General features: G+C 36.5%; 24 protein-coding genes, 1 tRNA gene and 1 rRNA gene. All 26 read left to right on the forward strand.

All coding sequences use genetic code 11. The features are described 5' to 3' along the window. The 26 genes from dnaA (at position 1) to BZG42_RS00130 (ending at position 23,455) form a co-directional block, all read left to right on the forward strand. Positions 1 to 1,368, forward strand: coding sequence for a chromosomal replication initiator protein DnaA (dnaA, locus tag BZG42_RS00005; protein ID WP_024531471.1), 1,368 nt, complete (start codon positions 1 to 3; stop codon positions 1,366 to 1,368). Between the two features lie 152 nt (positions 1,369 to 1,520). Continuing rightward, positions 1,521 to 2,657 carry a DNA polymerase III subunit beta gene (gene dnaN / locus BZG42_RS00010; protein WP_120171116.1) on the forward strand — a complete coding sequence of 379 codons (1,137 nt, stop codon included), beginning with the start codon at positions 1,521 to 1,523 and terminating at the stop codon, positions 2,655 to 2,657. A 183-nt stretch (positions 2,658 to 2,840) separates the two neighbouring features. After that, complete coding sequence (locus BZG42_RS00015) at positions 2,841 to 3,032, forward strand: DUF951 domain-containing protein (RefSeq protein ID WP_155963230.1); 192 nt, start codon at positions 2,841 to 2,843, stop codon at positions 3,030 to 3,032. A 367-nt stretch (positions 3,033 to 3,399) separates the two neighbouring features. Next, entirely contained in the window at positions 3,400 to 3,591 is a 192-nt protein-coding gene (locus tag BZG42_RS00020; protein ID WP_155971916.1) for a hypothetical protein, read from the forward strand. Between the two features lie 51 nt (positions 3,592 to 3,642). Further along, positions 3,643 to 3,825, forward strand: coding sequence for an alcohol dehydrogenase (locus tag BZG42_RS00025; RefSeq protein ID WP_227985570.1), 183 nt, complete (start codon positions 3,643 to 3,645; stop codon positions 3,823 to 3,825). 29 nt (positions 3,826 to 3,854) lie between these two features. Next, a complete protein-coding gene (locus BZG42_RS00030) occupies positions 3,855 to 4,019 on the forward strand; it encodes a hypothetical protein (protein ID WP_155972284.1) in 165 nt (54 codons plus the stop codon). Between the two features lie 345 nt (positions 4,020 to 4,364). Beyond that, positions 4,365 to 4,502 carry a hypothetical protein gene (locus BZG42_RS00035; protein WP_155995914.1) on the forward strand — a complete coding sequence of 46 codons (138 nt, stop codon included), beginning with the start codon at positions 4,365 to 4,367 and terminating at the stop codon, positions 4,500 to 4,502. Positions 4,503 to 4,805: 303 nt separating this feature from the next. Continuing rightward, on the forward strand, positions 4,806 to 5,177 hold the full coding sequence (locus tag BZG42_RS00040) for a hypothetical protein (RefSeq protein ID WP_227985567.1): 372 nt from the start codon (positions 4,806 to 4,808) through the stop codon (positions 5,175 to 5,177). A 90-nt stretch (positions 5,178 to 5,267) separates the two neighbouring features. Then, a complete protein-coding gene (locus BZG42_RS00045; protein ID WP_120171122.1) occupies positions 5,268 to 6,032 on the forward strand; it encodes a hypothetical protein in 765 nt (254 codons plus the stop codon). 590 nt (positions 6,033 to 6,622) lie between these two features. After that, entirely contained in the window at positions 6,623 to 6,943 is a 321-nt protein-coding gene (locus BZG42_RS00050) for a transposase (RefSeq protein ID WP_120171198.1), read from the forward strand. Continuing rightward, positions 6,940 to 7,824: an IS3 family transposase gene (locus BZG42_RS00055; RefSeq protein WP_159780045.1), complete on the forward strand. Its 885-nt coding sequence runs from the start codon at positions 6,940 to 6,942 to the stop codon at positions 7,822 to 7,824. Before BZG42_RS00050 ends, BZG42_RS00055 begins: the two co-directional genes overlap by 4 nt. Before the next feature lie 286 nt (positions 7,825 to 8,110). Further along, complete coding sequence (locus tag BZG42_RS00060; RefSeq protein ID WP_120171127.1) at positions 8,111 to 8,821, forward strand: hypothetical protein; 711 nt, start codon at positions 8,111 to 8,113, stop codon at positions 8,819 to 8,821. Between the two features lie 15 nt (positions 8,822 to 8,836). Beyond that, a complete protein-coding gene (locus tag BZG42_RS00065) occupies positions 8,837 to 9,478 on the forward strand; it encodes an ABC transporter ATP-binding protein (RefSeq protein ID WP_024531528.1) in 642 nt (213 codons plus the stop codon). Positions 9,479 to 9,596: 118 nt separating this feature from the next. After that, positions 9,597 to 10,712 carry a redox-regulated ATPase YchF gene (ychF, locus tag BZG42_RS00070; RefSeq protein WP_024531464.1) on the forward strand — a complete coding sequence of 372 codons (1,116 nt, stop codon included), beginning with the start codon at positions 9,597 to 9,599 and terminating at the stop codon, positions 10,710 to 10,712. A gap of 153 nt (positions 10,713 to 10,865) precedes the next feature. Continuing rightward, complete coding sequence (pth, locus tag BZG42_RS00075) at positions 10,866 to 11,435, forward strand: aminoacyl-tRNA hydrolase (RefSeq protein ID WP_155995918.1); 570 nt, start codon at positions 10,866 to 10,868, stop codon at positions 11,433 to 11,435. Beyond that, the gene (gene mfd / locus BZG42_RS00080; protein WP_155995920.1) at positions 11,435 to 14,929 is read left to right on the forward strand and encodes a transcription-repair coupling factor; all 3,495 of its coding nucleotides are present in this window, start codon (positions 11,435 to 11,437) and stop codon (positions 14,927 to 14,929) included. The genes pth and mfd overlap by 1 nt, the downstream gene beginning before the upstream one ends. Positions 14,930 to 14,979: 50 nt before the next feature. Further along, positions 14,980 to 15,252: an RNA-binding S4 domain-containing protein gene (locus tag BZG42_RS00085; protein ID WP_024531461.1), complete on the forward strand. Its 273-nt coding sequence runs from the start codon at positions 14,980 to 14,982 to the stop codon at positions 15,250 to 15,252. Next, positions 15,239 to 15,607 carry an FtsB family cell division protein gene (locus BZG42_RS00090; RefSeq protein WP_024531460.1) on the forward strand — a complete coding sequence of 123 codons (369 nt, stop codon included), beginning with the start codon at positions 15,239 to 15,241 and terminating at the stop codon, positions 15,605 to 15,607. Before BZG42_RS00085 ends, BZG42_RS00090 begins: the two co-directional genes overlap by 14 nt. Next, the gene (locus BZG42_RS10180; protein WP_032537830.1) at positions 15,604 to 15,717 is read left to right on the forward strand and encodes an SP_0009 family protein; all 114 of its coding nucleotides are present in this window, start codon (positions 15,604 to 15,606) and stop codon (positions 15,715 to 15,717) included. Before BZG42_RS00090 ends, BZG42_RS10180 begins: the two co-directional genes overlap by 4 nt. 12 nt (positions 15,718 to 15,729) lie before the next feature. Beyond that, positions 15,730 to 17,010 (forward strand): serine hydrolase, encoded by a 1,281-nt coding sequence (locus BZG42_RS00100; protein WP_024531459.1) that lies wholly within the window; start codon positions 15,730 to 15,732, stop codon positions 17,008 to 17,010. After that, the gene (tilS, locus tag BZG42_RS00105) at positions 17,011 to 18,279 is read left to right on the forward strand and encodes a tRNA lysidine(34) synthetase TilS (RefSeq protein ID WP_155995922.1); all 1,269 of its coding nucleotides are present in this window, start codon (positions 17,011 to 17,013) and stop codon (positions 18,277 to 18,279) included. 7 nt (positions 18,280 to 18,286) lie between these two features. Then, positions 18,287 to 18,829, forward strand: a complete 543-nt coding sequence (hpt, locus tag BZG42_RS00110; protein WP_024531457.1) for a hypoxanthine phosphoribosyltransferase — start codon at positions 18,287 to 18,289, stop codon at positions 18,827 to 18,829. A 22-nt stretch (positions 18,830 to 18,851) separates the two neighbouring features. Further along, positions 18,852 to 20,822, forward strand: coding sequence for an ATP-dependent zinc metalloprotease FtsH (gene ftsH / locus BZG42_RS00115; protein WP_159780047.1), 1,971 nt, complete (start codon positions 18,852 to 18,854; stop codon positions 20,820 to 20,822). Between the two features lie 233 nt (positions 20,823 to 21,055). Then, positions 21,056 to 21,328, forward strand: coding sequence for a hypothetical protein (locus BZG42_RS00120; RefSeq protein ID WP_120171140.1), 273 nt, complete (start codon positions 21,056 to 21,058; stop codon positions 21,326 to 21,328). 328 nt (positions 21,329 to 21,656) lie between these two features. After that, positions 21,657 to 23,215: ribosomal RNA gene (locus tag BZG42_RS00125) — 16S ribosomal RNA — on the forward strand. A 167-nt stretch (positions 23,216 to 23,382) separates the two neighbouring features. Continuing rightward, positions 23,383 to 23,455 (forward strand) — tRNA-Ala (locus tag BZG42_RS00130). The last annotated feature ends 195 nt before the right edge of the window (positions 23,456 to 23,650 follow it).

The raw sequence follows: 23,650 nt of genomic DNA on the forward strand, positions 1-23,650 counted from the left end.
ATGAACCAAGAGCAGTTATTTTGGCAACGCTTTATTGAACTAGCTAAAATAAGTTTTAAACCATCTATTTATGATTTCTATGTTGCAGGTGCAGAATTACTAAGTATTCACCAACAAATAGCAAAAATTTTCTTAAATCGCCCCTTTAAAAAAGATTTCTGGGAAAAAAACTTTGAAGAACTAATGATCGCTGCTAGTTTTGAAATTTACGGTGAGCCTCTCACCATCCAATACCAGTTTACAGCGGATGAAAAAGAGACAAATAGCATTTCCAATGGAAGAAAGCAGGTAACTCAACAGACTGCTGAAATTTCTGATTCACAAGAAAAACTAAAACCCGTTCATTCTGATATAAAACCTCAATATACCTTTACAAATTTCGTACAAGGTGACAATAACCATTGGGCTAAAGCAGCAGCTTTAGCTGTATCGGATAATCTAGGTGAACTCTATAATCCATTGTTTATTTTTGGGGGACCAGGTCTTGGAAAGACGCATATTCTCAATGCGATTGGTAATAAGGTTTTAGCTGATAATCCTCAGGCTCGAATAAAATATGTTTCCTCAGAAACATTCATCAATGAATTTTTGGAACACCTCCGTCTTAATGACATGGAAAACTTCAAGAAAACCTATCGCAATCTTGATTTGCTTTTAATCGATGATATTCAATCTCTCCGTAGTAAAACTTCTACTCAGGAAGAATTTTTCCATACGTTTAATGCCTTGCATGGGAAAAATAAGCAGATTGTCCTCACCAGTGACCGCAATCCTGACTATTTAGATAATTTAGAAGAACGATTGGTTACACGCTTCAAATGGGGATTGACTAGTGAAATCACTCCTCCAGATTTTGAAACTAGGGTAGCTATTTTACGTAACAAATGTGAGACATTCCCTTATGATTTCACCAACGAGACTTTATCCTATCTAGCAGGACAATTTGATTCAAACGTTCGGGATCTTGAGGGAGCTTTAAAAGATATCAATTTGATTGCCACCATGCGCAACCTGTCCGAGATAACAGTAGAAGTTGCTGCCGAAGCCATCCGTTCCCGAAAACAAACAAATCCACAAAATATGGTTATTCCCATTGAGAAAATTCAAACAGAAGTTGGAAATTTCTATGGAGTTAGCCTAAAAGAATTAAAGGGAGCTAAGCGTGTCCAACATATTGTTCATGCACGACAAATTGCTATGTTTTTAGCACGTGAGATGACAGATAACTCACTGCCAAAAATTGGAAAAGAATTTGGTAATCGTGACCATACAACGGTTATGCATGCTTACAATAAAATAAAATCTTTACTGTTGGATGATGATAATTTAGAGATTGAGATTACCAGTATAAAAAACAAGCTCCGTTAACCTGTGTATAACTTTAAAAAAAGTTTACACTTTTTCCACAAATTGTGAACAAGTCAAGTTACGCTATTCTAAAAGGATTGCATTACTTTTCCACAGAATACACAGATACTACTATTACTATTAACCTTATAGATTAAAATAAAGGAGAATCCATGATTCAATTTTCAATCAACAAAACTGCATTCTTACAGGCGCTTAATATCACAAAACGGGCAATCAGTACTAAAAATGCAATTCCTATTCTTTCAACAGTAAGGATTTCCGTAACGAGTGAGGGAATTACTCTGACTGGTTCAAATGGCCAAATTTCCATTGAACATTTTATCTCAACTCAAGATGAAAATGCTGGTCTATTGATTAGTTCTTCTGGTTCGATTCTTTTAGAAGCTGGTTTCTTTATCAATGTGGTTTCTAGTATGCCTGATTTAGTAATTGATTTTAATGAAATTGAACAAAAACAGGTTGTTTTAACCAGTGGTAAGTCAGAAATTACCTTAAAAGGAAAAGAGGCTGATCAATATCCTCGTTTACAAGAAGTACCAGCTTCAAAGCCTTTGATACTAGAAACCAAAGTACTAAAACAAACTATTAACGAAACCGCTTTTGCTGCTTCCCAACAGGAAAGTCGTCCGATTTTAACCGGTGTTCACTTTGTTTTGACTGATAATAAAAATTTAAAGACAGTTGCGACGGATTCACACCGCATGAGTCAACGTAAATTAGTTTTAGATAAACCTGGTGATGACTTTAATGTCGTTATTCCTAGCCGTTCTTTAAAAGAATTTGCAGCTGTTTTTACAGATGATATTGAAACGGTGGAAGTATTCTTCTCAAACAATCAAATTCTTTTTAGAAGCGAGCATATCAGTTTCTATACACGTTTGTTAGAAGGAACTTACCCAGATACAGATCGCCTGATTCCAACCGATTTTAAAACAACTGCTATCTTTGATACAGCAAAACTTCGTCATTCTATGGAACGTGCTCGTCTACTTTCAAATGCGACACAAAATGGCACTGTTAAATTGGAAATTGCCAATCATGTTGTATCAGCTCATGTAAACTCTCCAGAGGTTGGACGTGTAAATGAGGAAATAGATACTTTGGAAGTTGCGGGCGAAGACTTAATCATTAGTTTTAACCCAACTTATTTGATTGAAGCTTTAAAAGCCATTAGTAGCGAGCAAGTTAAAATCAGCTTTATCTCTTCTGTTCGTCCATTTACTTTGGTTCCAAGCGGTGAAGATGAAGATTTTATACAGTTAGTTACACCAGTGCGTACTAACTAATGAATGTAAGTAAAAACGGCAAGTCTGCCGTTTTTTATGTTATACTTAACAGGAAAGGGAAAGATTTATTTTTGTAAAATGAATTAGTCTAGTAATAAACAAAATTTAGAAGATTTTTTGCTCTTAATCAGAGAAAAAAGAGATAGCAAAGCGCTCAATTAAGAGAATTTATAAGGAGTTAGTATGTATCAATTAGGATCTTTTGTGGAAATGAAAAAGCCTCATGCCTGCATCATTAAATCGACTGGCAAGAAGGCTAATAAATGGAAAATTGTTCGTTTGGGAGCGGATATAAAAATTTGCTGTAGTAATTGCGAACACGTAGTTATGATGAGCCGACATGATTTTGAACGGAAGATGAAAAAAGTTTTATAAAAATATTCAACCTGAAAAAATGGTTTTATTCGTTCTTATTTTATGTCTGACTTGCAGGTTAATCTTGTTTATAGTAAGTATTAAAAAACTTCACATCTCAATGTTTTTCTCTTTGAGGTGTTTTTTTTTTCTTTTCAGGAGACTAAGTATTAAGATTTTATATTTTTTACGAATAAATAGGTGAGGTCATAAGAAGAGAGGAATACAATGAAGCCAATAATTTTGTTTTTTACTCACCGAAGGCATTCTTGCCTGAGTCATTTTAATTAAACATATTTGTTAGATGGAGATAAAAAAAGAGAACTGATATGACAATATTTGAAAAACGGTGCCAAGGCTAAAAGGAAAGGATACTGAGGTGAAAAAGATGACAAATTTTATACAAACAATGGAAAATAAATATCAACAATTGGACTCTTTATATGTTTCTTCACCTCTACTAATAAAATTATTGATAGCAATTGGTGTAGCCGCTATTTTGTTAGCAATTGGTTCGATGATCCTTCCAATTGTATACAAATCAGGGCAAGATTTTGGTGAATTTTTATATAACAATTAAACCACTTAACTAAACATTAGATAGAAACTGAAATAAAAAAGGAGAACTGACATGACAACATTTGAAAAAATGGATAATAATTTTGTAATCCTAACTAATCAAGAATTGACGACAATCAAAGGTGGATCAAATTTGTTTAGCGATATTGGAGGATTTATTAACAAGACTTGGCAGACTTTATATAATTCTGGTCGTGATTTTGGTCGCAGTATTATCAATGGAATTATACGATAAAAAATTTTAATTTTAATAAGGAAGAAAATATGAAACATTTGAATAAATATGAAACACTTGAACAAAATGAACTTGAATATACTCAAGGTGGGGGAGCTGGACTCATTATTGTTGGAATAATCGCAACTCCATTTATCCTTGGTGCTATTGCTGGAGGAGCTGATGAGTATGCTCGTAAGAAAGGACATAAATAATGTTACAAAATGCTATTCAATTTTATAATGAACATAGGACTGTCATTATTACAACCATTGCCATCATAGCCTTGTGTACAATCTATCCTCCAGTATTTCGTACCATCTATGAGACTGGTAGGGATTTTGGTAGTAGTGTAGTAAGAGCTTTATTAGCCAAATAATAAAATAAATCTATCATAAAACTGTTATATTGACGACAAAAAAATAACATAAAAATGACTTAGCAATATGACTTAAGTGTTGTATTGCTTTTATATGCCTGTTTTCAAGTAGTTAAAAGCATTCAAGAAGATATGAGCCAGAACAGAGAAAATACAACTAAAATAAAAAAGGAGAACTGACATGACAACATCTGAAAAAGATAATATGACTGATTTTATAGAAGAACTGTACAAAAATCGGTTATATATAGTTTGGGGTACGAGTGCAATTGTAGGATTTATTGCAGGCATCGTAGTTGGTTTAAATGGTATTAAATAAATGTGAGGAAAGCCCTTTTCAGATTGTTTTGTTTCTTTATATTGATGGCTGGAAATCAGATTATTTTGAAAAATTTTATGTAATTTGTGAAACATAGTTTTTTTAAATATGTTTTAACCATACTTACTTTTTGTATTAACAAAGGTAACTTTTTTTGTTGCGTCTTCTATTCTACTATGTTACAATACAAAATATAAACGTTTTATAACTTTAAAAGATATATCCTAATATAAACAATTTCTTAGTTATTTTTTCATGAAAGGAGTTGGTCTTACGAGAATATCTATAAAAAAAGCTATCATAGTGATAGCATTGTTGTTAGGGGTAGTTTCTCCGACTGTTTTATCAAGAGATATACTAGATTATTCCTTGGTTTCTCCACGCATAGGTTCTGTGGCAACAGGTCGCATGATCAAGCAGAATGCTTTAAGGGGTGTTAATCGGAACTACTCTACGGGTGGTGGAAAGACACTGAATACTTCTATCCGAAATGCCTATAGTAGAAATGATATAATACCGGCATATTCCCTGCCATCAGGTAGTAGGATTGTCATGTCTTGTAATGTCAGTGGTAGTAATTACGTAGACGAATCTACTACAGTAGCTATACCAACTCAATTTGGAAATCTAGTTAGAGTGGCAATCAATGGTAATTGGAGTCCAGATGAATATTAAATAATAGTTTTTACTAGGAAATTATTTATTGGGTCTATGGAGCTAGTAGGATTCGTTCTTCTAGCTCCTTATTGTTGTTAGGAGGTAAAAGTGAGATTTTTATTAAAAAATGTAAAAAGAACAGTTTTTTCTAAAAAAATGCTCTTGTCTTTGATGTTAGCTTTTTTTTGTATTCTAATCGGTAATACGATTGCTTTTAATGGCATCTACCAACTAGAAGGACTTTCATTATTTTTTGCAGGTTCCAGTATTAGAGGCTTTTCACCGATTAGTCTTGTGGCAGCAGTCATTAGCACCATTCCAATAGTAGGTCAAGTGATAGAAGATAGTAAGCACCATTTTCTGCGGTTACAATTACAGAGAATACCGTGTCGGAAGTATATGTACGTATTACTCGCAACTGCTGCTATTTCTGGATTTGTAGCGCTTTTTTTACCCTATATGTTATTGTTAGTATCTAATTTGTGTATAACTCCTTACAAAGAAATATATATTGGAGAATACCAAGGAGTTTTTAAGTCTATTTTTGACACCAATCAGCTGCTCTACTGTATGTTGTTAACTACTTGGTATGGAATTTTTGGGAGTGTCTTTTCGATATTTGGTGTGGCCAGTTCTCTTATTTTTCGTCAGAAAATTGTTGGCATATTTTTTCCATGTCTTTATATGATTTTAGGTGGTCTAGTTTTTACCTTATTAAACCTATCCTATTTGGAACCTGTCGGTATAATCTCTTGGGGCTATCAAGGACAATTGAATTTTAACCTTGTTTTTCTCCATCTTTTCTGTATTTTTATCATTAGTCTTGGAGCTATTGTATATCATTTTCATTTTCGGATGGAGGATGATGTATGAAATACTTCAGAATTTTGTTCTTTCAAAGAAAATCAACTATTATCAAATTATGTTCTTTGTTGTTGCTGATTAGTATTATTTTTTCAAATTCTGTATACCAGTCCTTTTCACACCGCTATCAGGTGACACCGAATAGTTTCACCTGGCTAATCATTCTTTTTCAAGATATAACAACTGGTATTTATCTCTTACCGATTATCTATAGTTCCATGTTATTGTTTTGTCTAGAAGCTTTTACAAGAGATACTGTTGTTAGCCTGCGTTTTTTCTCTCTTAAACATAAGCATTACTTTTTATTAAAATATAGCCTGTTACTTCCTTTCTTATTTCTATCGTTCCTCTTACTTTTATCGCTTGTCATGGGACTACTAAATGGTTTTTCCTTCTCTATCTCTTCAGTAATTCAACCAATTTTATCAGAAATTTATGAAGTGAATCATATATCAAGTTATCGAAGTCTATTCTTGATTCTTTTTTGTTTCCTCTCCTATCTTCTTTTTTTATCCGAAATGACTGTATTCTGAAAAGAACCCCTTATAATGGACAGTATAAAAAGTACTATACTGTTCTTATAAGGAGGTTCTTTTCTCATGGCTAAAAAAGGAAGTAAATTTACAAAGTATCCACCTGAATTCAAAATACAAGTAGTCGAGGACTATCTTAGTGGGAAAAGTGGTGGTATGGACTCAATTGTAAAAAAGTATGGCTTGAAATCAAACAATCAAGTCCTCACATGGACTAGAAAATATCACGAAAATCCACAATTGCTCCACCAAGATTTAAGAGGTGCTAAATCAACTGGTCGCCCAAAATCAACCAATCTTGATGAAATGACAATAGAGGAACAGAATGCCTTTCTTCGTATGGAGAATGACATTTTAAAAACCTTAAGGACTCTCCTCAGAAAGTGAGAAGAGTCCACCTTTATCAAGTCGTTGAACAATTGAAAGAACGTTATTCCATCTCCCGTTTATGTGCCTATTTGGGTTTCCCTAGGTCATCATACTACCTCTGGTTAAGCAATGGAAAACCTGAACACAAGCGGTTTAACCCTGACCTAGCACAAGTCATTACAGCTATTTTTAATGAGACTCAGAAAGGTTATCGTTTCATTTGTTATCAACTGAGAAGAAAATACGATATTTTCTGTCATCCTAAAACTGTCCTACGCTATATGCGTATTCTGGGTTTGAAGTCGCCAATTCGAAAGAAACGCTATCATTCTTGCACGCAGCGTGAGATAAATGAAAAGGCAAGACACGTCCACTACAACGTGCTTGCCCGAAACTTTAAAGCAGAACGTCCTCTCCAGAAACTAACAACGGATGTCAGTTATGTTTACCACAAACAGGGAAGGATGTTCCTTAGCGTCATAAAAGATTGTTATGACAACTCTATTCTAGCATATACTCTTTCAGATTATAGCGATAATCAGCTCGTTTTTGAAAATTTAGACCTCGTCTTCAATGAAAATTGGGATGCCACACACATTTGTGTCTTGCATTCTGATCGAGGTTTTCAGTACACCAACCAACTTTATCTCAGAAAACTAGACCAGTATGGTGTTACGATTTCCCATTCTGGAAAAGGGAATTGTTATGACAATGCTTCTTGTGAAAATTTCTTTTCCCATCTCAAGAGTGAGTCCTTACGGCTCTTTCCTCCTAATAACAGAGATGAACTCAGCCAACAAATTAAAGAATACATGGACTGGTATAACTATGATAGACCACAAGAAATATTAAAAGGTATGACCCCTATGGAATTCAGGGAGTCATACCTTACTAACTAATATTCTTTTTTACACTGTCTATTTTAGACGGGGCTTGACATTCTTTTTTCTTTTCTTTAAAAAAAGAAATATTGTCATCGCCACTCTATTTTCTTTTTTAGTAATACAATCTGTTTTCTGGCTTTATCCCATCAATTTATCAGTTAATCAATTTTTTCCTATTCATCATTATATTTTAAAAGCAGAAAAATATGGTGTTGAGATCATTTACTGGCTTAGTCTATTATCCATTTGTTTCTTACTGAACGTATATAAAATCCGAAGTACAAAATGGGAGGAATAGGAAATGAGATGGTCTGTTGATATTAAAAATTCCTTGTTATGGGAATGGCGATGTTTGATCTCTACGAATCAGTTTTATGTTTATCTATGGTTATCAGTTTTTTACTTTGTATTGTTGGCAATATTTAAGTTTCTCGATGCTGAGATGGTTGACTATATTTTAAAAGGTCCAGGTATTAGAGATTTAGAAACCATCAACCTGCTCTTTTATTTATTATTTCAGGCACAAAATGTTTTTCTACTTCATCAAATGTTTTTTGGCTTATCAACAGCTAATTTTAATTTATCTGTCTTGAGAATGGGAAGTATGAAGAATTGGTGTATGATACACATTTTATTTTTGCTTTTCGTATCATTTTCGTTAGGATTTTTACAGACAATTGCTGTATTTATTCTAGGAAATATGGAATGGATATTTTTAGTTCATTTTTTCATAGTCAATAGTGTTAATTTTATTTTATTCAGTTCTTTATTGTTTTTATTGTTTTGCTTAAATGTTTCTGAATTAGCTTCTTTTGGTATTACTTATTCTTTTCTTGTTTTTACTGTTTTTGCAGGTGAAATATTAGGTGAGCATACCAATTATATATTTACTATCTTAGCAAGGGTATACGAATACAATAAAACAGCAACAATGTCCATTTGGATTGGTGTCATCTTCGAGATGATAGTGAGTATATCAATACTCTTATTTGTAAGGCGTAAATGTTCTTGAAAGGGGAAAATATACATGACTGATAGTATCATTAAAATTGAAAATCTTAGTAAAAAATTTAATAACAACGATTTATTTGATCAGTTACATTTTGAATGTTCAAAAGGGAAAATAATAGGTATAACGGGTGTAAATGGTTCTGGAAAAAGTGTTCTGTTTAAACTGATTGCAGGTCTTATGAAACCTGATTCAGGAAGCATTAAAGTATATGGGGAGGATATAGTTGGTAACATTCCTTCTCATCTAGGTGCCTTGATTGAAGAACCGGGGTTTATTCCGAATTACACTGGTTTTGAAAATTTGGAATTTTTAGCAGCAATTCAACATAAAATAGGAAAAGAGGAAATTATTCAAGCTTTAAATCAGGTTGGTTTAGTTGAAGATAAGGACAAAAAAGTTAAAAACTACTCTCTCGGCATGAAGAAGAAACTAGGCATTGCTCAAGCTATTATGGAAAAGCCAAAGATTCTCTTATTAGATGAGCCGACGAATGCATTGGATAGACAAAGTGTTTCCAAAATACACACATTATTAAAGGAATTATCAAAAGAAAAAGGTGTTACCATTTTATTAGCAAGTCATAATGAGATGGATATTCAGTGCTTATGTGATGAGGTATATATCATTGAAGATAAAAAATGTATTTTACTTGAATAAGCTGTTGTACGTTTCCAGAATACTCTTTGTGTTGATTGAAACATAAATAAGGTCTGTTGTAATAAGAAATTTTCTGCTATAATAGTCGTGATCGAATTTTTAGATGGAGAAATAAAATATGGCTTTAACAGCAGGTATCGTTGGTTTGCCAAATGTTGGTAAATCAACCTTATTCAATGCAATTACAAAAGCAGGAGCAGAAGCTGCCAACTATCCTTTTGCGACCATTGATCCAAATGTTGGGATGGTAGAAGTACCAGATGAACGTTTACAGAAGTTGACAGAGTTGATTACACCCAAAAAGACAGTACCGACAACTTTTGAGTTTACAGATATTGCTGGTATTGTAAAAGGAGCCTCTAAAGGGGAAGGTCTTGGAAACAAGTTTCTTGCGAATATCCGTGAGGTAGATGCGATTGTTCATGTCGTCCGTGCTTTTGATGATGAAAATGTCATGCGTGAGCAGGGACGTGAAGATGCTTTTGTAGATCCGATTGCCGATATTGATACGATTAACCTAGAGTTGATTTTGGCAGATTTAGAAAGCATCAACAAGCGCTATGCGCGTGTGGAGAAAATGGCTCGTACTCAGAAGGACAAGGATTCGGTTGCAGAGTTTGCAGTCCTTGAAAAAATCAAACCTGTTCTTGAAGATGGAAAATCAGCTCGAACAGTTGACTTTACAGATGAAGAGCAAAAAATTGTCAAGCAGCTTTTCCTATTGACAACAAAGCCAGTTCTTTATGTTGCTAATGTTGACGAAGATAAGGTTGCTGATCCAGATAGCATTGAGTATGTTAAACAGATTCGCGAATTTGCAGCTACAGAAAATGCAGAAGTAGTTGTTATTTCGGCGCGTGCGGAAGAAGAAATTTCTGAGCTTGACGATGAAGACAAGGGTGAGTTTTTAGAGGCGCTTGGTTTGACTGAGTCTGGTGTAGATAAATTGACTCGTGCAGCCTATCATTTGCTCGGTCTTGGAACTTATTTTACAGCAGGTGAAAAAGAAGTTCGTGCTTGGACATTCAAACGAGGAATCAAAGCACCGCAGGCAGCAGGCATTATTCATTCGGACTTTGAAAAAGGTTTTATTCGTGCTGTGACCATGTCCTATGATGATTTGATGAAATATGGAAGCGAAAAAGCAGTTAAGGAAGCTGGTCGCCTTCGTGAAGAAGGAAAAGAGTACATTGTTCAGGATGGAGACATCATGGAATTTCGTTTCAACGTTTGATGAGTCAAGCATTTTGGTTTTCTATGTATACCTTATGTCGCAGGTAATGTCTGTGGTTTTGAGGCTTAGATTAAGAATGTTTTATTCTATCAAATAACAGTTAGTATTCGGTTGGAAAATATTTTCCAGCCTTTTGGTATTTAAGGAGAAAGAATGACACGATTGATTATTGGACTGGGAAATCCTGGTGACCGCTATTTTGAGACCAAACACAATGTTGGCTTTATGTTGCTAGATAAGGTTGCCAAACGTGAAAATGTAGCGTTTACTCACGATAAGATTTTTCAAGCAGACATTGCGATTACTTTTATAAATGGTGAAAAGATCTTCCTCGTCAAACCAACTACTTTTATGAATGAATCAGGCAAGGCTGTCCATGCACTAATGACCTACTATGGTTTAGATGAAAAAGACATTTTGGTTGTCTACGATGATTTAGATATGGCTGTTGGAAAAATTCGTTTTCGACAAAAGGGATCAGCGGGAGGACACAACGGTATCAAGTCTATTGTTAAGTATATAAAAACTCAAGAATTTGATCGGATTAAAATTGGTATCGGACGTCCTAAGGGTGGAACGAGTGTTGTTCATCATGTTCTATCAGGTTTTGATGTGGAAGACCGTATTGAAATTGATCTGGCACTGGATAAACTTGACAAAGCTGTCAACTTTTATTTACAGGAAGACGATTTTGATACTATCATGAGAAAGTTTAACGGATAATGAATTTATTAGATTTCCTTCACAATAATAAACAAATCAATCAATGGCAGGCAGGATTGAATAAATCGACACGACAGTTATTGCTAGGATTATCTGGGACCAGTAAGTCCTTGGTGATGGCAGCTGCTTATGATAATATAGCTGAGAAAATAGTGATCGTAACTGCAACACAAAATGAGGCCGAAAAGTTAATTACGGATTTGGCAGTCATTGTAGGGAGTGATAAAGTTTACAATTTCTTTGCAGACGATAATCCAATTGCTGAATTTGTCTTTGCATCAAAAGAACGAATCCAATCTCGGATTGATAGTCTGAATTTTTTAACAGACAGATCATCCTCGGGAATTCTAGTTGTTAGTATAGCAGCCTGTCAAATACTATTACCAAGTCCAGCAGTTTATCAAAAAGCTAAACTTGATTTGGAAGTTGGTCAAGAATATGAAGTTGACACGCTTGTAAAGCATCTAATCAATGTAGGTTATAAAAAAGTTTCTCGAGTTGTAACCCAAGGAGAGTTCAGTCAGCGTGGAGATATTTTAGATATTTTTGACATGCAATCAGAGGCGCCTTATCGACTTGAATTTTTTGGTGATGAAATTGATGGTATTCGTATCTTCGATGTTGATCATCAAACATCTTTGGAAAATTGTGAGCAGATTAGCTTGGCTCCTGCATCGGATATTATTTTATCAGCTAGTGATTATGAACGAGCTAGCCAAAAAATTGAAACAGCAATTACCAATTCAAAACAAGAAGAGCAGCGATCCTATCTGAAGGAAGTTTTAGCGGATTTGAATGCTTTTTATCGACATCCGGATATTCGTAAATTTTTGTCATTTTTATATGAAGATACTTGGACTTTGCTGGATTATCTGCCGAAAGGATCCCCATTATTTTTGGATGATTTTCATAAAATTGCAGATAAACAGGCATATTTTGAAAAAGAGGCAGCCGAGTTATTGACAGATGATTTACAAAGAAATAAATCAGTGTCAAGTCTTTGTTATTTTGCTTCAACATATTCTAAACTAAGAAAATACAAACCTGCGACCTTCTTTTCAAGTTTCCAAAAAGGTTTAGGAAATCTAAAATTTGATGCCCTTTATCAGTTTACACAACATCCTATGCAGGAATTTTTCCATCAAATTCCCCTTTTGAAGGAAGAATTGAACCGCTATGCTAAATCAAGCAGCACAGTTATCATTCAGGCGAGTTCTGAGAAAAGTTTACAGAGTTTACAAAAAACTTTACAGGAATATGATATTAACCTTCCGTACTATACACAGGATAAATTAGTCGCAGGTCAACAACAAATCACTGTCGGTCAGTTAGCTATAGGTTTTCATCTGATGGATGAGAAATTAGTGTTGATTACGGAAAAAGAAATTTTCAATAAGAAAATTAAGCGAAAGGTACGTAGATCTAATCTATCCAATGCTGAACGCATAAAAGACTATAGTGAACTATCCGCGGGAGATTATGTTGTTCATCATGCCCATGGTATCGGACGGTATCTAGGGATTGAAACGATTGAAATTTCTGGTATTCACCGGGATTATCTGACTGTCCAATACCAGAATGCAGACAGAATTTCAATCCCCGTGGAGCAGATTGATCTTCTATCCAAGTATCTGGCTTCCGATGGAAAAACGCCCAAGATAAATAAATTGAATGATGGACGCTTCCAGCGAACAAAACAGAAGGTTCAAAAACAGGTTGAAGATATTGCAGATGACCTGATTAAACTCTATGCTGAGCGTAGTCAATTAAAGGGATTTGCATTTTCAACGGATGATGAAAATCAGATAGAATTTGATAACTATTTTGCACATGTAGAAACAGACGATCAACTTCGCTCAATTGACGAAATTAAAAAAGATATGGAAAAAGATTCTCCTATGGACCGTCTGCTGGTGGGAGATGTTGGATTTGGGAAGACAGAAGTTGCGATGCGAGCAGCTTTCAAGGCAGTCAATGATGGAAAGCAAGTAGCTATTCTCGTTCCAACAACTGTCTTAGCTCAACAACATTATGCTAATTTTCAAGAAAGATTTGCTGAATTTCCTGTAAACATAGATATTGTGAGTCGCTTTAAAACAAAAGCAGAACAGGAGAAGACACTGGAAAAATTGAAAAAAGGCCAAGTTGATATTTTGATTGGTACCCATCGTCTCTTATCAAAAGATGTTATTTTTGCAGATCTAGGTTTATTGGTTATTGACGAAGAGCAACGTTTTGGTGTTAAGCATAAAGAGCGTTTGAAGGAACTCAAGAAAAAAATAGATGTCCTAACATTGACTGCAACTCCCATTCCCCGTACTCTGCAAATGTCTATGTTGGGAATCCGTGATTTATCCATCATTGAAACACCACCGACAAATCGTTATCCTGTCCAAACTTATGTGATGGAAAAGAATCCTTCTATGATAAGAGAAGCTATTCTTCGTGAGATAGATAGAGATGGCCAGGTTTACTATCTTTACAACAAAGTTGACACAATTGAACAGAAAGTTTCCGAACTAAAAGAGTTGGTTCCAGAGGCTACTATCGGCTATATTCATGGACAAATGTCGGAAATTCAACTAGAAAATACTCTTTACTCGTTTGTAGAGGGAGAGTATGATATTCTGGTGACTACAACAATTATTGAAACAGGTGTGGATATTCCAAATGCCAATACTCTCTTTATCGAAAATGCAGACCACATGGGACTGTCAACTCTTTATCAACTTAGAGGGCGAGTAGGACGCTCCAATCGAATCGCTTATGCTTACCTAATGTATAGGCCAGATAAATCCTTGACAGAGGTTGCTGAAAAACGTTTGGAGGCGATAAAAGGCTTTACAGAATTAGGGTCAGGTTTCAAAATTGCGATGCAGGATTTGTCTATTCGCGGAGCAGGAAATATCTTGGGAGCTGCCCAGTCGGGATTCATTGATTCAGTGGGCTATGAAATGTATTCTCAATTACTAGAGCAAGCTATTTTGGAAAAACAAGGAAAGAATACTCAACGTCAGAAAAGCGATTCTGAGGTTAATTTACAGATAGATGCTTATTTGCCAAGTAACTATATTTCCGATCAGCGCCAAAAAATTGAGATTTACAAGCGTATCAAAAATATTGACAATCGTGTAAACTATCGAGAATTACAGGAAGAACTGATTGACCGTTTTGGAGAATATCCTGATGCAGTTGCTTATCTACTTGAAATAGGTCTTCTCAAGTCCTACCTAGATCAGGTTTTTTGTCATACAGCCATCAAACGGCAGCAACAGGTGACGATAACCTTTGAACCCATTGCTGGCCAAATATTTTTGGTACAAGATTATTTTGAAGCCTTGTCAGCAACGAATCTGAAAGCAAAAATTACTGAAAATAAGGGGAATTTGGAAGTCATCTTCACTTTGCATAGGGAAAAGGATTATGAATTACTAGAAGAGTTGATTCATTTTGCTGAAAAACTACAAGAAATTAAGGTAAGAAAAATAGAATAAATTTCTCAAATACGTTGAAAAATGGTAAAATACTTAGTTGAGGTGAGCTTATGAGACTAGATAAATATTTGAAAGTATCTCGCATTATCAAGCGTCGAACAGTTGCAAAGGAAGTTGCTGACAAAGGAAGAATTAAGGTAAATGGTATTTTAGCTAAATCTTCAACAGATCTAAAAGTGAATGACCATATTGAAATTCAGTTCGGCAATAAATTATTGACTGTAAAAGTACTTGAAATGAAGGATTCTACTAAAAAAGAAGATGCATTAAAAATGTATGAAATTATCAGTGAAAAAAAGGTAGAAACAGATGAAAAAATCTAATATCCTACAATTAAATAATGCCTTTATCCGGTCAGAACGTAAAAAAATCCAAAATAAGTTGGAAGAACGTCAACAGAAAAATCGCTTTATGGGAACTATTTTGATATTGGTCATTTTTCTTTTCATGTTACCAGCCTATAATCTTGTAGGAACATATACAAATTTGCAGCAACAAGAAAAGAAGCTTGTTGAGTTGGAAAAAAATTATGAAGCACTAACCAAAGAACATAAAAAAGAGGCTGAAATGGTCGCAAAATTGAAAGATGAAGAATATGCTGCCAAGTATGTTCGAGCCAAATATCAGTATTCTAAGGAGGGGGAATTTGTTTATAATATTCCCGGTTTGCTCAAATGACACAGACAATTTTTAACATTGTAGAGCAATTTTTACAACACTCTGATGAAAAACTAGAAGAGTTAGCTCAAAAAAATAGGGATTTGAAACTAGAAGAAAAAGATTCGTAGAAAGGAGGGAATATGCAGAAAAAACTGTTCGTATGGTTACTGCCAGTCTTATTTGGATGGCAGATGGTTGATAGTACAGAGATACCATTTGAACTCACAACGCAAGAAAAATATGAATTGACACGGGCTATATATGATCAGTATTTTCATGAAATTCCCAAAAATCCAAATATTTTTAAGACGGAGATTCTATATGATGATGTGGAGCTAACAAAAGTGGTGGGAGAACTGCAGCCAAATCAGCATTTCACTATCACAGGTGTACTAGTAAATAATAGGGAAGAGCTTGTCTTTCAGATTGACAACAATCGCTATATCCTTGCTCATATAAGTCTTATTTTTGATGATGTCATAGTTAATGAAACAGATGTAGATCAGATTTATTGGATCAGAGAAAACTTCACACTATTATCGTCACCAATTGCAAATCAATCCAAGAAGAAAGAGACTGATTTACAAGCCTATCAGCCTGTTTTAGTTTCTAAAATCGTTAGGACCCCTAAGGGAGAATTTGCTTATCTTGCTGAGAAGGGGTGGATTGCTATGGAGGATTTATCCGAAGTGGACAACAGAATGGAAGCTGTTCAAAAATTACTGACTACCAAATATTTAAAAAATACTATTGGAATTTATGTCAAGCAATTGTCTACTGGCCAAACAGCAGGTTTGAATCAAGATAAGATTTTTTACTCTGCCAGTATTGCCAAACTACCTATCCTATACTATGTTCAGGAGAAAATGAATGCTGGACAAGAAAACTTGACTACCAAGGTAAGATATACAGCAGAATCTATTTCTTTCCCTGGAGCTTACGTGGTTAATGGAAGTGGTTCGTTACCAAAGATACCTGATAATAAAGAGTATTCATTGGAAGAGTTGATCAATAAAACAGCAAAAGAATCTGATAATGTGGCTAGCAACCTACTCTCCTATTACATTGCAAATAAATTTGATGATGATTTTTACAGGGTAATTTTAGATGTGACAGCAAGTAAGTGGGATATGGTTACACGTGAAACATCTGCTCAAGTAGCAGGGGTTATGATGGAAGCTTTGTATGAACAGAATGGATATGTTTTAGAAAGTCTTTCTTCTACACAGTTTGATAATCAACGAATTTCAAAAGATATTTCGGTTCCAGTTGCACATAAAATTGGCGATGCAGACGATGTAAAACACGATGTAGCTATTGTCTATGCAGAATCTCCATTTGTTTTATCCATTTTTACGGATAAATCAAGCTATGAGGAAATTACACAAATAGCAAACGATATTTATAGGATTTTGAGGTAAATGAAAGATAGATTTTTAAAAGTGACGCAGGATAGTCACTTTTTTGATAAACATAAAAATGTTTTAGTAGCCTTGTCGGGTGGTTTGGATTCTATGAATCTTTTTTATCTGCTCTATGAGTGTCGTCAACAATTAGAAATTGAGATTGGAATTGCCCACGTAAACCACAAGCAACGAAAAGAATCTATTGATGAGGAAAACTATCTAAAACAATTAGCTAAGAAATACCAAGTTCCTTTTTATATATCCCATTTTAGAGGAAAATTTTCAGAAAATGCTGCACGTCAATGGCGATATAATTTTTTTGAAAATGTGATGAAACAAGAAGGGTATACAGCATTAGTTACGGCCCATCACGCTGATGATCAGGCAGAAACAGTTTTTATGCGATTGATTCGTGGGAGTCGCTTTCGTCATCTATCAGGCATTCAGCCTATCCAGCCTTTTGGAACTGGTGAGCTTATTCGACCGCTCCTATCTTTTAAAAAATCTGATTTTGATGAGTTGTATCATTTTGAAGACAAGAGCAACGCTGGTTTAGATTATTTTCGTAATCGAGTAAGAAATCAATATTTACCACAATTAAAAAAGGAAAATCCCAAAATTGAAGCAGCCTTAGTCTATCTTGCGGCTGAAAGTGGGAATCTGGTTCAAGCTCTACGAGATTTAACAAAGGATTTACCAATCACTGATTTAATGACTTTTCAGCAACAGACAAAGGCAGTTCAAATTTACTTGTTAGAGGAGTATCTAGAAAGGTTTCCTGACCTGCAATTGTCACGTCCTCAGTTTGATGAGCTTTTACATATTTTGCGCTCAAAGGCCAATTATCATCATTTGTTAAAGAATGGCTACATGCTTGAGAAAGATTATCACTGTTTTAGCATCTATAAAATACAACCAGAGACGGATGGGCAGCAAGCAAAAATTGTGATAGAATCAGAGGGTATTTTTTTATATGGTTCCTATATCTTTGCACTTAATCAACCATTGGAGAATGCAGATCAGATTTTGTATTTTTCATCGGATGAACCAATTACACTAAGAGGACGACAGGAAGGGGACACCATTTTGAGCAATGGTGTTCATAAAAAGCTTCGTCGATGGTTTATTGATCAGAAAGTACCCCAAAAAAGTCGTCAGAAAGCGATTATAATTGAGCAAGCTGGAGAAATTTATGGAATTGCTAATCTTGCTAGCAGTGATTTGAGTAAATCATTAAAAAATGGTATAATTAAAGCTACCTTATATATTAAAATGAAAGAGTAGAACAACTATGTTGGACAAAGATATTAAGAAAATTCTTGTTTCAGAGGATGAAATTGTTGCTAAAAGCAAGGAATTAGGCAAGCAATTGTCTGAGGATTATGCTGGTAAAAATCCACTTCTTGTGGGAATTTTAAAAGGTTCCATCCCATTCATGGCTGAATTGATGAAACACATTGATACGCATGTTGAAACGGATTATATGGTTGTTTCAAGCTATCATGGTGGTACAGAGAGTAGTGGAACAGTTAAGATTATTAAGGATTTGGATAATAGTGTAGCTGGGCGTCATATCATTTTTATAGAAGACATTATTGATACTGGCCGTACTTTGAAAGAACTAAAAGAACTTTTTGCTTTACGTCAGGCTGCTTCTATCAAGATTGCTACTTTACTTGATAAACCAGAAGGTCGTATTGTTGAAATCAAACCAGATTACACCTGTTTCACTATACCAAATGAGTTTGTAATTGGTTTTGGATTGGATTACAACGAAAATTATCGTAATCTTCCTTATGTAGGTGTACTCAAAGAGGAAGTTTATACAAAATAGAAAAAAGGTTTCCTAATTATATATGAACAATCAACCAAATAAAGGATTTATAAAAAATCCTTTTCTCGTTATTCTCGTTATCGCAACTCTTGTTACAGCTTTCCAGTTTTTCAATGCCGGTCAGCAAATAGCTACTCAAGAAGTTAGTTATTCACAAGTTGTCACAGAACTGAAAAATGGTAATGTTTCAGAGATTACCTACCAGCCTAGTTCGCATGTAATTGAAATTACAGGAAAGTACAAAAAGGAACAAGAAGCGAACAATGAACTAGCTTCGTCTATCAAGTTGTTCCAAATTTCTAACAAGGTTAAGTATAAAAATTTCAAATCGCTTGCTCTGTCATCAGAAGCAAGTTTGTCAGAACTGCAAACCCTTGCAAATGAAAAAGGGGTTAAGGTAACTGTCAAACCAGAAAGTTCAAACGGACTCTGGTTGAATATTATTTTTAACCTACTTCCTCTCATCATTGTTGGTGTATTCTTCATGATGATGATGAACCAAGGGAGCGGTGCTCGTGGTGCCATGAACTTTGGACGAAATAAGGCTAAGGCTTTAGAGCAAAATAATATTAAGGTACGCTTTTCAGATGTTGCTGGTGCCGAAGAAGAAAAGCAAGAACTAGTAGAAGTTGTTGAATTTTTGAAGGATCCAAAACGTTTTACAAAACTTGGAGCTCGTATTCCTGCAGGAGTACTTTTAGAAGGGCCTCCGGGAACAGGTAAAACTCTGCTTGCTAAAGCTGTTGCAGGCGAAGCAGGAGTACCTTTCTTCTCTATTTCGGGTTCTGATTTTGTCGAAATGTTTGTGGGTGTCGGTGCGAGTCGTGTTCGCTCTCTTTTTGAGGATGCTAAAAAAGCGGCGCCAGCCATCATTTTTATTGACGAAATTGATGCTGTTGGTCGCCAACGTGGTATTGGTATGGGAGGCGGAAATGATGAGCGTGAGCAAACTCTCAACCAATTATTGATCGAAATGGATGGTTTTGAAGGCAATGAAGGGATTATTGTTATTGCTGCAACGAACCGTAGTGATGTACTTGATCCAGCTCTCCTTCGTCCAGGACGTTTTGACCGTAAAGTGTTGGTGGGTCGACCAGACGTTAAAGGTCGTGAAGCTATTCTCAAGGTTCATGCTAAAAATAAACCACTTGCAGCTGATGTAGATTTGAAGTTAGTTGCTCAGCAAACACCTGGTTTTGTTGGAGCAGACTTAGAAAATGTTCTCAATGAAGCAGCTTTGGTTGCTGCTAGACGCAATAAGACTGTTATTGATTCATCTGATATTGATGAGGCAGAAGATCGTGTCATTGCTGGTCCCTCTAAGAAAGATCGGCAAGTGTCAGTTCGAGAACGTGAAATTGTTGCTTATCATGAAGCAGGACATACAATTGTTGGACTTGTTCTGTCAAACGCTCGCGAAGTTCATAAAGTGACGATTGTTCCACGTGGTAGAGCAGGTGGTTACATGATTGCTCTACCGAAAGAAGATCAAATGATTCTTTCCAAAGAAGACATGAAAGAGCAGTTGGCAGGACTCATGGGAGGACGTGTTGCAGAAGAAATTATCTTCAACATACAAACTACTGGTGCTTCTAATGACTTTGAACAGGCAACACAAATGGCGCGTGCAATGGTTGCAGAATATGGTATGAGTGAAAAAATGGGACCAATGCAATATGAAGGTAGCCACTCGATGTTTGGAGGTCGTACGCTTGAGAAGCACATTTCAGACCAGACGGCATATGAACTGGATAATGAAGTGCGCAATCTTCTCAATGAGGCACGTGACAAAGCAGCTGAGATTATCCAGGACCATCGAGATACTCACAAGCTTATAGCCGAAGCTCTTTTAAAATACGAAACATTGGACAGTGTTCAAATCAAGTCACTTTATGAGACAGGTAAAATGCCAGCAAACTCAGAAACTGAAGAAGAAGACGTGCATCCTCTTTCATTTGATGAAATAAAAGAAAAGATGAATACAACTCCTTAGTCACATTATTTATAAAACTATAGACACTTAGAGAGAACGAAAATAGACAATTCGTTCTCTTTTCTTGCTTATTATTCTCTTCTAAGTCTCTGAGGCAGTTTGTATAGTTTGTCACATAAGCAATTATTCCGATCTGACTGTGTAGTGCTTAAACAATAAACTGACAAAGATGTCCTGTTCATCGTATGTCTACTCCTGTTATAGTATCTACTAGTAGGAGGAACCAAAGAATAATGAAGAAAACGTCCCCAAAACAAGTCATTGAAGGCTATCATATTATGAAGAGCAGAAGAATTGTAGCTCTTCCCTCGTCACGAAAAGCTACAGATTCCAAGATACTCACAGATTCGAGCTTTATAAAATTACGTCAAAAACTACGTCAATTTAGCGCCAATTTAAGTCCTGAAGAAGCAAAAGAATACAGCAAAATTATTAGCGGACAATCTTCACCAGCTCAAGCATCCATACTCCATTCACTTTATGAGTATCTTGAACAAGAAGATTAACACGCATACTGGACGAAATATAAAAAAACCAGGCGTAAGGTATTGACAGTAGCTTAATAAGGTGATAGAATGAATGAGTTGTCACGAGGAGTAATTCATAGTGTCAGATATCAAAAATGAAAAAAAGCAAAAAAAAGTAAAAAAAGATATTGACAAAGTTAAGTAGACGTGATAAACTAAGATAGTTGTCTCGTGAGAAGCGAGGACAAGTAATAAGACCTTTGAAAATTGAAGAAGACGAACCAAACGTGCAGGGTGGACTTTTAAAGATAGAAGTCCGTCAATGAACAAAAACAATAAGTCAGTAGAGACTGACCAGAAAAAAACTTTATATGAGAGTTTGATCCTGGCTCAGGACGAACGCTGGCGGCGTGCCTAATACATGCAAGTGGAACGCAACTTTTCATCCGTTTCTTCGGAAACATCTGAGAAGTTGAGTCGCGAACGGGTGAGTAACGCGTAGGTAACCTGCCTGATAGCGGGGGATAACTATTGGAAACGATAGCTAATACCGCATAAGAGCTTTAGTGGCATCATTGGAGCTTAAAAGGAGCAACTGCTTCACTATCAGATGGACCTGCGTTGTATTAGCTAGTTGGTGGGGTAAAGGCCTACCAAGGCAACGATACATAGCCGACCTGAGAGGGTGATCGGCCACACTGGGACTGAGACACGGCCCAGACTCCTACGGGAGGCAGCAGTAGGGAATCTTCGGCAATGGGGGGAACCCTGACCGAGCAACGCCGCGTGAGTGAAGAAGGTTTTCGGATCGTAAAGCTCTGTTGTAAGAGAAGAACGTGTGAGAGAGTGGAAAGTTCTCACAGTGACGGTATCTTACCAGAAAGGGACGGCTAACTACGTGCCAGCAGCCGCGGTAATACGTAGGTCCCGAGCGTTGTCCGGATTTATTGGGCGTAAAGCGAGCGCAGGCGGTTTCGTAAGTCTGAAGTAAAAGGCTGTGGCTTAACCATAGTACGCTTTGGAAACTGCGGAACTTGAGTGCAGAAGGGGAGAGTGGAATTCCATGTGTAGCGGTGAAATGCGTAGATATATGGAGGAACACCGGTGGCGAAAGCGGCTCTCTGGTCTGTAACTGACGCTGAGGCTCGAAAGCGTGGGTAGCGAACAGGATTAGATACCCTGGTAGTCCACGCCGTAAACGATGAGTGCTAGGTGTTGGGTCCTTTCCGGGACTCAGTGCCGCAGCTAACGCATTAAGCACTCCGCCTGGGGAGTACGGCCGCAAGGCTGAAACTCAAAGGAATTGACGGGGGCCCGCACAAGCGGTGGAGCATGTGGTTTAATTCGAAGCAACGCGAAGAACCTTACCAGGTCTTGACATCCCAGTGACCGCCCTAGAGATAGGGTTTCTCTTCGGAGCACTGGAGACAGGTGGTGCATGGTTGTCGTCAGCTCGTGTCGTGAGATGTTGGGTTAAGTCCCGCAACGAGCGCAACCCCTATTGTTAGTTGCCATCATTCAGTTGGGCACTCTAGCGAGACTGCCGGTAATAAACCGGAGGAAGGTGGGGATGACGTCAAATCATCATGCCCCTTATGACCTGGGCTACACACGTGCTACAATGGCTGGTACAACGAGTCGCAAGTCGGTGACGGCAAGCTAATCTCTTAAAGCCAGTCTCAGTTCGGATTGTAGGCTGCAACTCGCCTACATGAAGTCGGAATCGCTAGTAATCGCGGATCAGCACGCCGCGGTGAATACGTTCCCGGGCCTTGTACACACCGCCCGTCACACCACGAGAGTTTGTAACACCCGAAGTCGGTGAGGTAACCGTTAAGGAGCCAGCCGCCTAAGGTGGGATAGATGATTGGGGTGAAGTCGTAACAAGGTAGCCGTATCGGAAGGTGCGGCTGGATCACCTCCTTTCTAAGGATAAGCAAGTAATGAGAACGTTACGAAATCCGTATGAAGATAGGAAATTCGTATAGAAGTCAGTAGACTTCAAGGGAATTTATCATTTTCACTAGGAATTTAGTTCGAATACACTTGCTCGGAATCCTGTACGTAGTCTTCTTCAATTTTGAGAGGTCTGTGGGGCCTTAGCTCAGCTGGGAGAGCGCCTGCTTTGCACGCAGGAGGTCAGCGGTTCGATCCCGCTAGGCTCCATCGGTAACGAAAGTTACCAAACAGAATACAAAAGTTCAAGTAGTTGAACACGACCTCATTTTCTAGGAAAAGAGATAAACTTCCTAGTGTGCAAGGCACACTTCGTCAGTTTCCTATTTTTCTACAAAAATGTCCCATTGTGGGAACGGTCTTTGTATCCTATCTTTGTCCATTGAAAATTGAATATCTATATCA

This window comes from Streptococcus sp. DAT741 (assembly GCF_009866825.1).
GTDB lineage: Bacteria > Bacillota > Bacilli > Lactobacillales > Streptococcaceae > Streptococcus > Streptococcus ruminantium.